Here is a 12436-nt window from a genome sequence, read left to right on the forward strand (position 1 = left end):
GATTACTCCTCGGCTGCGATCCGGAATGCATTATCCAGATCGGCGATTAAATCTTCGTGATCTTCAATCCCAACAGAAATACGCAGCAGTGTTTCCGAAATTCCCGCTGCCGCGCGCGCTTCTGCAGACATGCCGGCATGCGTCATGGTCGCGGTATGCGAAATCAAACTTTCTACGCCGCCCAGCGATTCGGCCAGCGTGAACAACTGCAGCGCTTTCAGGAAGCGGCGCAGGCGAGCCTCATCGGCATCGATTTCGAAACTCAGCATGGCACCAAAACCACGCTGCTGACGTACCGCAAACTCATGACCGGCATTTTCCGGCAGGGACGGATGATACAGTTTTTTCACCAGCGGTTGTTGCTTCAGGTAATCAACTATCGCCAATGCATTGCGTTGTGCGGCGGCGATGCGCGGTGACAGCGTGCGCAAACCGCGCAGCAGCAGGTAGCTATCAAACGCCGCGCCGGTTACACCAATATTATTCGCCCACCACGCCAGATCGGTGGCCATCGCCGGATCTTTCGCAATCACCGCGCCTGCCACCACATCTGAATGACCATTCAGGTATTTGGTGCAGGAGTGAACAACCAGATCGGCACCCAGCGCCAGCGGGTTTTGCAACGCCGGGCTGAGGAAGGTGTTGTCCACCACGCTAATGGCGCCAGCTTCGCGCGCGGCGGCGCAGATGCTGGCGATATCGACCACACGCAGCAGTGGATTGCTTGGGCTTTCGACCAGCACCAGTTTTGGCTTCTCGGCCAGAGCAGCGGCCAGCGCCGCTTTGTCGCCCTGATCGACAAACTTCACGCGATACGCGCCGCGCTTGCTCAGGCTATCGAACAGACGATAGCTGCCGCCGTAACAGTCGTGTGGCGCCACCAGCAGATCGCCCGGCTTCAGGAACACGGTTGTCACCAGATGAATCGCTGACATGCCGGTATTGGTCAATACCGCGCCTGCGCCACCTTCCAGCTCTGCCAGCGCGCGCTGAACCACATCGCGCGTTGGGTTACCACGACGTGAATAGTCATGCGCACGCGGCTCATTGAAGTCGAGGAAGTTATAGGTGCTGGAGAGATGAATCGGTGGGACAACGCAGCCATATTGCTCGTCATCATTCAAACCGCTACGTACTGCGATGGTTGCCTGTTTACGCGTCATGGTGCTTACTGTTCCTGAAGAAAAAGAAGAGCAACAGGATAACATTCCGCACATAGACGTCAATACATCTGGACATCTAAATGTCTTTGCGTATAGATTGAGCAAATCATCAATAACCGCTAAAATTGTCCGTCATCGCCTGGTGTTCAGCGCGCTTTCCTTTGCAGAAGCGGTGCTCAAGCATAAAACCTGCGGTTTAAGGGGTCAGGCATCGAAAAATCGGGCATAATCAACGGATTTCCCAATATTCAACTTTTATTGATTAAGGTAACCCATGGCTGAATGGAACGGCGAATATATCAGCCCTTACGCTGAACATGGCAAAAAGAGCGAGCAGGTTAAGAAAATCACAGTTTCTATCCCGCTGAAAGTGCTGAAGATTTTAACGGATGAGCGTACCCGCCGTCAGGTGAACAACCTGCGTCACGCCACCAACAGCGAACTGCTGTGTGAAGCCTTTTTGCATGCTTTCACCGGGCAGCCTCTGCCAAACGATGTCGATTTGCGTAAAGAACGCAGCGATGAGATTCCGGAAGAAGCGAAACAGATTATGCGTGAAATGGGCATCGATCCCGATAGCTGGGAATACTGAAGCCAGAAATAAAAAAACCCAGCCGAGGCTGGGTTTTTTCTTGCTGCCGAATCGCGAAGATTCGACGGCCAAAAATCTTATTTCTTGCTTGCTGGCACGCTGAAACGCTTGTTGAAGCGATCTACACGGCCACCGGTGTCAGCAATACGCTGCTTACCAGTGTAGAACGGGTGGCATTTGCCGCACACGTCCAGGTTCAGACCAGAAGCCATGGTTGAACGGGTGTTGATCACGTTACCGCAAGAGCAAGTCATGGTTACTGCTTCGTACTTAGGGTGAATACCTTGTTTCATGGGAGAACCTCATAAAAGGCCGTGTCGCTCTCCGTGCCAGGCTCAGCCTGCACAGCACCACACGCGGTTGAACATTAAGTGTATGCTCCGACAAGTGATCTCATCGAAGGCGGCATAGTATACAGAAATTAACCGGTTTTAGCAAATAGCCGCTTCCTAATTAGCCGTGTACACTACTTCTCCTTAATTCAGAACCGGATAGAGATTCAGATGCCCGTTGTTCAGGTTGCCCTGCCCGTTCCGCTACCTCGCCTGTTTGATTACTTGCTGCCTGCCGATGCGCCGCAGCCGGTAGCGGGCGCACGCGTGAATGTGCCGTTCGGCAATCGCAAAATGATCGGCATTGTGATCGGTACGCGTGAGACCAGCGATCTGCCGCTGACGCAGCTCAAGCAGATAGAGAGCGTGCTCGACGATCAAAGTCTGTTCTCGCCCGCCCTGTGGCGCATTTTGCATTGGGCCGCCAACTATTATCATTCGCCGCTCGGCGAAGTGCTGAGCCATGCGCTGCCGGTGCTGCTGCGTCAGGGCAAACCCGCGCAGGAAGCGCCGCTGTGGCAATGGGTGATCAATGATGCTGGCCGTGAAGTGGCGATGGAGAGCCTGAAGCGCGCGCCGAAACAGCAGCAAGCGCTGGCGATGCTGCGTCAGCGACCGCTCTATCGTCATCAGGTCAGCGAACACGATTTTACCGATGCCGCGCTGCAAGCGTTGCGCGCAAAGGGCTTGTGCGAACTGCGTGAACACACGCCGCAGATGCACGACTGGCGTACCAGCTTTGCCGTCAAAGGGGATCGCCTGCGCCTGAACACCGATCAGGCGATGGCGGTGGGCGCGATGCGCAGTGAAGACGATCACTATGCGCCTTGGCTGCTGGCCGGGATTACCGGTTCGGGTAAAACCGAGGTGTATCTCAGTGTACTGGAGAACGTGCTGGCACGCGGCAAACAGGCTTTGGTGCTGGTGCCGGAAATCGGCCTGACGCCGCAAACTATCGCCCGCTTCCGCGAACGCTTTGATGCGCCGATTGATGTGCTGCACTCAGCGCTGAATGACAGCGAACGCCTCGCCGTCTGGCTGCGCGCGCGCAGCGGCGAAACGGCGATTGTTATCGGTACACGCTCGGCGCTGTTCACGCCGCTGGCGCGTCCCGGCGTCATCATAATTGATGAAGAGCACGACAGCTCGTACAAACAACAGGAAGGCTGGCGCTATCAGGCGCGCGATCTGGCGGTGTTCCGTGCGCATGAGGAAGATATTCCAATTGTGATGGGTTCCGCCACGCCGGCGCTGGAAACCTTGCACAACGTGCGCGTCGGCAAATATCGCCAGCTCAATCTCACTAAACGCGCGGGCAATGCTAAACCGGCGTTACAGCAGCTGATCGATCTTAAAGGCCAGCAGCTGAAAGGCGGATTGGCGCCAGCACTGCTCGGCAAAATGCGCCAGCATCTGCAGGCCGACAATCAGGTTCTGCTGTTCCTCAATCGCCGCGGCTTCTCTCCGGCACTGATGTGCCACGATTGCGGTTGGCTGGCCGAGTGCCAGCGCTGCGATAGCTACTACACGCTGCATCAGAACCATCGCCAGTTGCGCTGCCACCATTGTGATAGCCAGCGTCCGCTGCCGAATCAGTGCCCGAGCTGTGGTTCAACACATTTGATGCCGGTTGGCGTCGGTACCGAACAGCTGGAACAGCAGCTGGGTACGCTGTTCCCCGGCGTGCCGGTATCGCGCATCGATCGCGACACCACCAGCCGTAAAGGCGCACTAGAGCAGCATCTGGCCGATGTGCATCGCGGCGGCGCGCGCATTCTGGTAGGCACGCAGATGCTGGCGAAAGGCCATCATTTCCCTGATGTCACGCTGGTGTCGCTACTGGATGTTGATGGCGCGCTGTTCTCGGCCGATTTCCGCGCCGCCGAGCGTTTCGCTCAGCTCTATACGCAGGTCGCGGGTCGCGCCGGTCGTGCGGGTAAACAGGGCGAAGTGTTGCTGCAGACCCATCATCCGGAACATCCATTGCTGCAAACATTGCTGCATCGCGGCTATTTCGCCTTTGCCGATCAAACGCTGCTGGAGCGTCAGTCCGTTCAGCTGCCGCCGTGGACCAGCCATGCGCTGTTCCGCGCTGAGGATATGGATAACCAGCAGGCGGCGGAATTCCTCACACAGCTGCGTAATTTGCTGGAAGCCAGCCCGCTTAAAGATGAGGCGATGTGGCTGATGGGTCCGGTTCCGGCGTTGGCACCGAAGCGCAGTGGGCGCTGGCGCTGGCAGCTGCTGTTGCAGCATCCGTCGCGCAAACGTCTGCAACAGCTGCTGAGCGGATCGCTGCCGCTGATCGCCACCTTGCCGGCCTCGCGTAAAGTGAAATGGACGCTGGATATCGATCCCACCGAGAGCTAAGCCGCGCCACATCTGCGAGCCAGATCGAAAAAAGTCGCACAAGTCACAATTTTTATGCAAATTAAGTAACAACCCGACGCGACCTTGGGTTAACAATAGTGCCGACCCGGTTGAAGCCCGGTAATGTCTGAAAATCAATGCGCTGTACCGCGTCAGGAGTTATACGTTGGACCAGAAGCAACCCTCCACCGCCGCCACCATGAAAGATGTGGCCGAGAAAGCAGGCGTTTCAACCGCTACGGTTTCACGTGCGTTGATGAATCCAGAAAAAGTCTCTGCTGCTACCCGGCTCAAGGTCGAAAAAGCGGTGATTGCCGTGGGTTATGCGCCGCACGGTTTGGCGCGCAATGCCAAACGCGGTGAAACGCAAACCATTCTGGTGATTGTCCCGGACATCTGCGATCCCTTCTTCAGTGAGATCATTCGCGGCGTGGAAGTCACCGCTGCGCATGAGGGGTATCTGGTACTGATTGGCGATTGCGCGCATCAGAATAAACAGGAAAAAACCTTTCTGAATTTAATGCTGACGCGACAGATCGACGGCATGGTGCTGTTGGGTTCACAGCTGCCGTTTGAGGCGGGCATTGAAGATCAGCGCAACCTGCCGCCGATGGTGATGGGCAACGAATTTGCGCCGGAGATGGCATTACCAACGGTGCATATCGATAACCTGACCGCCGCCTTTGAAGCGGTGAATCACCTGCTGCAGCTTGGCCATCGCCAAATCGCCTGCATCACCGGGCCAGAACACATTCCGCTGAGCCAATATCGTTTGCAGGGCTACATTCAGGCGCTGCGTCGCAGCAGCATCGCCATCGACCCAACGATGATTGTGCACGGCGACTTCACCTTTGAAGCCGGCGCGAATGCGCTTAAGCAGTTGATGAGTTTGCCGCAGCCGCCGAAAGCGATTTTCTGCCATAGCGATTTGATGGCGCTGGGCGCGATGAATCAGGCACGCAAATTGGGCATGCGCATTCCGCAGGATCTGTCGGTGGTGGGCTTTGATGATATCGAACTGGCGCAATACTACGATCCGCCGCTGACCACCGTGGCACAGCCGCGCTTTGCCATTGGTCGTGAAGCGATGCTGCTGTTACTTGATGAGCTGCAGGGTAAACGCGTGAATAACGGTTCGCGCCTGCTGGATGCGGAGCTGCGCGTGCGCGGCAGTACGGCACCGGCGGCAAAACGTGAAAAATAGCGCTTAGACGCCTGCATTTTCAGCGGATTCTGAAGGCAGACTGTGCTGGTCAAAGTTCCAGCCCTTGCGTAACATGGCGCATTCATTGCCGGGCAATTAACAGCACATTTACATGCCCATTGGCATTTTTTTGAAGGGTAGCAGAACGAAAGTGGCACAGAAAGATTATGTAGGCCGCGGGCGTTCAACAGGGACGCGTCGCAAAAAACCCGCCAGCCGCAGCAAGAAAAGCAAAGGCGGATCAGGCACTTCAAAGCTCATGATGGTACTGGCCGCGGCCGTGCTGGTCACCTTTGCCGGTGGTTTATGGTTTATCTCGCATCATAAGAAAGAAGAGATTGAGGTCATTCCAAACCACAAAGCCAACGGTAACGGCCTGCCGCCGAAGCCGGAAGAGCGCTGGAAGTACATCAAAGAGCTGGAAAATCGCCAAATTACCGTTCCGTCGCCGACTGAGCCTTCGGCTGGTGGCGTGCAATCACAAACTCAGCTGACCGATGAACAGCGCCAGCTGCTGGAGCAGATGCAGGCCGATATGCGCCAGCAGCCGACGCAGCTGAATGAAGTGCCGTGGAACGAACAAACCCCGGCGCAGCGCCAGCAAACGCTGCAGCGTCAGCAGGTGCAGCAACAGCAGGTTCAGCAACAACAACAGCAGCAGTTGCAACGTCAGCAGCAACAGTTACAGCAGCAGCAGCGCCAGCAACAGTTGCAGCAACAACAGGCCGCGCGTCAGCAACAGCAACAGCAAGCTGCGCCGATCACGCGTGAGCCAACGCAGCAGACCAAACCACAGGAAACGGCCAAGGCGAAAGCGGAAGAGAAAGCCGCTTCACAACGCTGGATGGTGCAGTGTGGTTCGTTCAAAGGCACCGATCAGGCGGAATCAGTACGCGCCGGACTGGCATTTGAAGGATTTGAGAGCCGCATTACCACCGGCGGTGGCTGGAATCGCGTGGTGATCGGGCCGTTCAAAGATCGCAGCAGCGCCGACAGCACAGTCAAACGCTTACACAGTTCCGGCCACGGAAGTTGTATTCCCCTCGCTATCGGGGGTTGAAACCCTTCAAAGCTACCCCATATCTGGTTGCATGATACTCCGCGCTGAGTGCGCGGAGTTCCTTTTCTACTGCAACAAGGGGTCTGCCCGTGACAACAATAGTAAGTGTACGACGCAACGGCCAGGTAGTGATTGGCGGTGATGGCCAGGCTACGCTCGGCAATACCGTAATGAAAGGCAACGTTAAAAAAGTCCGTCGTCTTTACAACGATAAAGTGATCGCCGGCTTTGCTGGCGGTACCGCAGATGCCTTCACCCTGTTTGAACTGTTTGAGCGCAAGCTGGAAATGCACCAGGGCCATCTGGTGAAAGCGGCGGTCGAACTGGCTAAAGATTGGCGTACCGATCGCATGCTGCGCCGCCTTGAAGCGCTGCTGGCGGTGGCCGACGAAAACGCCTCATTAATCATCAGCGGCAACGGCGACGTTATCCAGCCGGAAAATGACCTGATCGCAATTGGTTCTGGTGGGCCTTACGCCCAGGCAGCGGCACGCGCGCTGCTGGAAAACACCGATATTGGTGCACACGATATCGTGGAGAAAGCGCTGAACATCGCTGGCGATATCTGTATCTACACCAACCACAATATTAACTTCGAAGCATTACCGTCTAAGGCTAAGGACTAAACATCATGTCTGAGATGACTCCACGCGAGATTGTCAGCGAGCTTAATCGCTTTATCATCGGCCAGGACGGCGCAAAGAAGGCGGTCGCGATCGCCCTGCGTAATCGCTGGCGCCGCATGCAGCTCGACGAAGAGCTGCGCCATGAAGTGACGCCAAAAAACATTCTGATGATTGGTCCAACCGGTGTCGGTAAAACCGAAATCGCCCGTCGCTTAGCCAAACTGGCGAACGCACCGTTCATCAAAGTGGAAGCCACCAAATTCACCGAAGTCGGTTACGTCGGTAAAGAGGTTGATTCCATCATTCGCGATCTGACCGATTCTGCCATCAAGATGGTGCGCAGCCAGGCGATCGAGAAGAACAAGTACCGCGCGGAAGAGATGGCGGAAGAGCGCATCCTTGATGTGCTGATCCCACCCGCGAAAAACAATTGGGGCCAGGCTGAACAAGCGGCGGAGCCATCGGCAGCGCGTCAATCCTTCCGCAAGAAACTGCGCGAAGGCCAGCTGGATGACAAAGAGATTGAGATCGATCTGGCCGCTTCCTCGGCTGGCGTTGAAATCATGGCGCCTCCGGGCATGGAAGAGATGACCAGCCAGCTGCAATCGATGTTCCAGAACCTCGGTGGGCAGAAGCAGAAACCGCGTAAGCTGAAAATCAAAGAAGCCATGAAGCTGCTGATTGAAGAAGAAGCGGCCAAGCTGGTGAACCCGGAAGAGCTGAAGCAGGATGCCATCGATGCGGTTGAGCAGCACGGTATCGTGTTCATCGACGAAATCGACAAAATCTGTAAGCGCGGCGGCCAGAATGCGGGCGGTCCAGACGTGTCACGCGAAGGCGTACAGCGCGATCTGCTGCCGCTGGTGGAAGGTTGCACCGTTTCCACCAAGCACGGCATGGTGAAAACCGACCACATTCTGTTTATCGCTTCCGGCGCGTTCCAGGTCGCCAGCCCGTCAGATCTGATCCCAGAACTGCAAGGCCGTCTGCCGATTCGCGTTGAACTGCAGGCGCTGACCGTCAATGACTTCGAGCGCATTCTGACCGAGCCAAACGCCTCGGTTACCGTGCAGTACAAAGCGCTGATGGGCACCGAAGGGGTCAACATCGACTTCACCGATGACGCAGTGCGGCGTATCGCCGAAGCCGCATGGCAGGTGAACGAGACCACCGAGAACATCGGTGCGCGTCGTCTGCATACCGTGCTGGAGCGTCTGATGGAAGATATCTCCTATGACGCCAGCGATCGTAACGGTGAGTCGATCACTATCGATGCCGAGTACGTCGGTAAGCATCTGGATGAACTGGTGGCCGACGAAGATCTCAGCCGCTTCATTCTGTAAGCTTCACCCGCGAAATCTCTGCCCGGCCACTGTGCCGGGCTTTTTTTACGCAGGATATTGATGCAACGCTTTTTTTGGCGGTTGATGATTTTGCCAACAATCGCCAGATAGCGATATACTTAGCGCTCCTGTGGCAAACAGACGAAAACCCTCATGAAATACGATACATCTGAACTCTGTGACATCTACCACGAAGCTGTGAATGTTGTTGAACCGCTTTTTTCGAACTTTGGTGGGCGCAGCTCATTCGGTGGTCAAATCACCACAGTGAAATGTTTCGAAGATAACGGCTTACTCTACGATTTGCTGGAAGAGAACGGTCGGGGTCGCGTATTGCTGGTGGATGGCGGCGGTTCGGTCCGTCGCGCACTGGTCGATGCTCAGCTGGCGAGTCTGGCGGCGCAAAATGAGTGGGAAGGCATTGTGGTTTACGGCTCGGTGCGTCAGGTTGACGATCTCGAAGAGCTGGAAATCGGCATTCAGGCGATTGCGGCGATTCCGGTGGGAGCAGCGGGTGAAGGCATTGGCGAAAGTGACGTGCGCGTTAACTTCGGTGGCGTGACCTTCTTCTCTGGCGACCATCTGTATGCCGACAATACCGGCATCATCCTGTCTGAAGACGCACTCGACATCGAGTAAGCCGCAACAAAAACGGGTGCCGCGGCACCCGTTGGTTTAAGCATCGACGCTTAAACTTCTTCCATTTTTCCCAGCAGTGCCCGCAGACGATCCTGCCAGACATGCTGCTCTTCTTTCAGATGCTGATTTTCACGCACCAGTGCATCCTGGTTGCCTGAAGCCTGGCTGACTTCGTTTTTCAGCGTATTGTTTTGCTCTTTCAGCTCTTCAATTTCCATCTGCAGCAGAGTGATGGTATCAATCGCCTGCTGTACTTTCGCTTCCAGTTTCTCGAACACTTCAAATGACATCTTTCTGACCTCTCCTAAATCTTGCAAGGCGTTGATGGGGCTAGTGCATGCCTTATTACAGTGCGCTCAGCCACGATGACTCGATTGTATGTAGCCAAACCCAGCAAGTCCAGCGGCACAAGGCCTGCGAGGGCAGTCTGTAACACTTTTCAGTCTATGCCTAAAAAAATGCGCATCTTCGCGCATCTGTGTGCGCGATCACGTCAGCATCGACCAGCAAAGCGGGGTGAATGGGCCTTAAAGAAACGCAAAAGACGCGAAAACGCGCATTTTTATGACGGAGTACACAGTTTTCAATTTCGCTATTTCTCGTTTATGCTCGTTAACGATAAATTCACATCAACCCTACATTAATAGCTGGGCGACTCATGGATGAGAACAAAAACTGATAAAATTTAACCTCGCTTCAGGAATGCCATTATGAGTCAGACAACTAACACACTAAAAGGTCAGTGCATCGCTGAATTTCTCGGTACAGGTTTGATTATCTTCTTTGGTGCAGGCTGCGTTGCTGCACTGAAACTGGCCGGTGCGTCATTCGGTCAGTGGGAAATTTGTATTATCTGGGGTTTAGCCGTCTCCATGGCAGTCTATCTAAGCGCAGGCGTTTCTGGCGCGCATCTTAACCCAGCCGTTACCGTCGCGCTGTGCCTGTTCGCTAATTTCGAAGGTCGTAAAGTTGTTCCCTATATTCTGGCGCAGTTTGCCGGCGCGTTCTGCGCTGCCGCGTTGGTTTACGGTCTCTACTACAATCTGTTCTTTGATTACGAAGCGGGCCATCAAATGGTGCGCGGCAGCGTTGAAAGCCTCGACCTGGCCGGTATCTTCTCGACTTACCCGAACCCGCACATCAGCGTGGCTCAGGCGTTCCTGGTTGAGATGGTGATTACCGCGGTGTTGATGGCGGTGATCATGGCGCTGACCGATGACGGTAACGGTGTACCGCGTGGTCCGCTGGCTCCGCTGTTGATTGGTCTGCTGGTGGCGGTCATCGGTGGCTCAATGGGTCCACTGACCGGCTTCGCCCTCAACCCGGCGCGTGACTTCGGTCCAAAACTGTTCGCCTTCTTCGCTGGTTGGGGCAACGTCGCCTTCACCGGTGGCAAAGATATTCCTTACTTCCTGGTTCCGATTTTTGGCCCGCTGGTCGGTGCTTGCCTCGGAGCCTTTGGTTACCGTTCACTGATTGGCCGCCATCTGCCAGTTAACGTCGCGGAAGCCAGCACAGCAGAAAAACCGGTTGCGCGCGCTCAGCAGCGTAAAGCGTAAGTTTCATCGATACCACATCAGGACAGCACAATGACTACTGATAAAAAATATATAGTTGCACTCGATCAGGGCACAACCAGCTCACGCGCCGTGGTGCTTGATCATGATGCCAACATCGTTGCGGTTTCTCAGCGCGAATTTACCCAGATCTACCCGAAAGCGGGTTGGGTTGAACATGACCCAATGGATATCTGGGCGTCACAAAGCTCGACGCTGGTGGAAGTGCTGGCGCACGCCGATATTAACTCCGATCAAATCGCGGCGATTGGTATCACCAACCAGCGTGAAACCGCCATCGTGTGGGATAAAGAGACCGGCAAACCGGTTTACAACGCTATCGTCTGGCAGGATCCGCGCACCGCAGATTACTGTAACAAACTGAAGAAAGAGGGTCTGGAAGAGTACATCCAGCACACCACCGGTTTGGTGATTAACCCGTACTTCTCCGGCACCAAAGTGAAGTGGATTCTTGACCACGTTGAAGGCGCACGTGAGCGTGCAAAACGCGGCGAACTGCTGTTCGGTACCGTTGATACCTGGCTGATTTGGAAAATGACGCAGGGACGTGTGCACGTCACCGATCACACCAACGCCTCACGTACCATGATGTACAACATCCACAAGCTGGAGTGGGATGAGCGCATGCTGGAGATCCTCGATATCCCGCGTGAAATGCTGCCAGAAGTGAAAGGATCTTCCGAAGTGTACGGCCAGACCAACATTGGTGGTAAAGGCGGTACGCGTATTCCTATCGCCGGAATCGCCGGTGACCAGCAAGCGGCGCTGTATGGCCAGCTGTGCGTACAACCGGGTATGGCGAAAAACACTTACGGCACCGGCTGCTTTATGTTGATGAACACCGGCACCGAAGCCGTGACGTCTACGCACGGCCTGCTGACCACCATCGCTTGCGGCCCACGCGGCGAAGTGAACTATGCGCTGGAAGGTGCGGTGTTTATTGGTGGTGCGTCGATTCAGTGGCTGCGCGACGAGATGAAGCTGATCAGTGATTCAACCGACTCTGAATACTTCGCGTTGAAAGTGAAAGACACTAACGGCGTATATATGGTGCCGGCCTTCACCGGTTTGGGCGCGCCTTATTGGGACCCGTATGCACGCGGCGCGATTTTCGGTCTGACGCGCGGTGCGAACGCTAACCACATCATCCGTGCCACGCTGGAGTCGATTGCGTACCAGACACGCGACGTACTGGAAGCGATGCAGAACGATGCCGGTACCCGCTTGCAGTCCCTGCGCGTGGATGGTGGTGCGGTCGCCAACAACTTCCTGATGCAGTTCCAGTCTGACATTCTCGGCACGCGCGTTGAGCGTCCGGAAGTTCGTGAAGTCACGGCGCTGGGTGCGGCGTATCTGGCTGGCCTGGCCGTCGGTTTCTGGGGCGACCTGGAAGAAGTCCGCGCTAAAGCGGTGATTGAGCGTGAGTTCCGCCCAAGCATCGAAACCACCGAACGTAACGTCCGTTATGCGGGCTGGAAGAAAGCCGTCGCTCGCGCCAAAGCGTGGGAAGACGAAGAGTAACATCCTGCT

At 55.5% G+C, this 12436-nt stretch carries 12 protein-coding genes; 9 read left to right on the plus strand and 3 right to left on the minus strand.

The window, feature by feature from the left end:
* Window positions 1-2: 2 nt before the first annotated feature.
* Window positions 3-1163 carry a cystathionine gamma-synthase gene (gene metB / locus K5Y30_RS22400; protein WP_101760640.1) on the minus strand — a complete coding sequence of 387 codons (1161 nt, stop codon included), beginning with the start codon at window positions 1161-1163 and terminating at the stop codon, window positions 3-5.
* A gap of 274 nt (window positions 1164-1437) precedes the next feature.
* On the opposite strand from metB, the gene metJ reads away from it, so the two are divergent.
* Window positions 1438-1755, plus strand: a complete 318-nt coding sequence (gene metJ, locus K5Y30_RS22405) for a met regulon transcriptional regulator MetJ (protein ID WP_007885403.1) — start codon at window positions 1438-1440, stop codon at window positions 1753-1755.
* 77 nt (window positions 1756-1832) lie between these two features.
* On the opposite strand, the gene rpmE is transcribed toward metJ, so the two are convergent.
* Window positions 1833-2048: a 50S ribosomal protein L31 gene (gene rpmE / locus K5Y30_RS22410; protein WP_007885402.1), complete on the minus strand. Its 216-nt coding sequence runs from the start codon at window positions 2046-2048 to the stop codon at window positions 1833-1835.
* 210 nt (window positions 2049-2258) lie between these two features.
* Here rpmE and priA point away from each other — a divergent pair, with 210 nt between their 5' ends.
* The 6 genes from priA to rraA all read left to right on the plus strand — a co-directional run bounded on the left by priA (window position 2259) and on the right by rraA (window position 9329).
* The gene (gene priA / locus K5Y30_RS22415; RefSeq protein WP_110868178.1) at window positions 2259-4457 is read left to right on the plus strand and encodes a primosomal protein N'; all 2199 of its coding nucleotides are present in this window, start codon (window positions 2259-2261) and stop codon (window positions 4455-4457) included.
* A 166-nt stretch (window positions 4458-4623) separates the two neighbouring features.
* Window positions 4624-5661: a DNA-binding transcriptional regulator CytR gene (gene cytR / locus K5Y30_RS22420; RefSeq protein ID WP_061720292.1), complete on the plus strand. Its 1038-nt coding sequence runs from the start codon at window positions 4624-4626 to the stop codon at window positions 5659-5661.
* A 151-nt stretch (window positions 5662-5812) separates the two neighbouring features.
* The gene (gene ftsN / locus K5Y30_RS22425; RefSeq protein WP_222186072.1) at window positions 5813-6721 is read left to right on the plus strand and encodes a cell division protein FtsN; all 909 of its coding nucleotides are present in this window, start codon (window positions 5813-5815) and stop codon (window positions 6719-6721) included.
* Between the two features lie 89 nt (window positions 6722-6810).
* Entirely contained in the window at window positions 6811-7347 is a 537-nt protein-coding gene (hslV, locus tag K5Y30_RS22430) for an ATP-dependent protease subunit HslV (protein WP_101760642.1), read from the plus strand.
* Between the two features lie 5 nt (window positions 7348-7352).
* The gene (gene hslU / locus K5Y30_RS22435; protein WP_007885388.1) at window positions 7353-8690 is read left to right on the plus strand and encodes an HslU--HslV peptidase ATPase subunit; all 1338 of its coding nucleotides are present in this window, start codon (window positions 7353-7355) and stop codon (window positions 8688-8690) included.
* Window positions 8691-8843: 153 nt separating this feature from the next.
* Window positions 8844-9329 (plus strand): ribonuclease E activity regulator RraA, encoded by a 486-nt coding sequence (gene rraA / locus K5Y30_RS22440; RefSeq protein ID WP_061720294.1) that lies wholly within the window; start codon window positions 8844-8846, stop codon window positions 9327-9329.
* A 50-nt stretch (window positions 9330-9379) separates the two neighbouring features.
* Here rraA and zapB read toward each other — a convergent pair whose 3' ends face one another.
* Window positions 9380-9619, minus strand: coding sequence for a cell division protein ZapB (gene zapB, locus K5Y30_RS22445; RefSeq protein WP_007885384.1), 240 nt, complete (start codon window positions 9617-9619; stop codon window positions 9380-9382).
* 420 nt (window positions 9620-10039) lie between these two features.
* Here zapB and K5Y30_RS22450 point away from each other — a divergent pair, with 420 nt between their 5' ends.
* A complete protein-coding gene (locus K5Y30_RS22450; RefSeq protein WP_222213426.1) occupies window positions 10040-10888 on the plus strand; it encodes an MIP/aquaporin family protein in 849 nt (282 codons plus the stop codon).
* Between the two features lie 30 nt (window positions 10889-10918).
* Window positions 10919-12427, plus strand: coding sequence for a glycerol kinase GlpK (glpK, locus tag K5Y30_RS22455; RefSeq protein ID WP_110868179.1), 1509 nt, complete (start codon window positions 10919-10921; stop codon window positions 12425-12427).
* Window positions 12428-12436 lie beyond the last annotated feature (9 nt).

Source organism: Pantoea sp. DY-5 (assembly GCF_019795955.1).
Classification (GTDB): Bacteria; Pseudomonadota; Gammaproteobacteria; order Enterobacterales; family Enterobacteriaceae; genus Pantoea; species Pantoea leporis.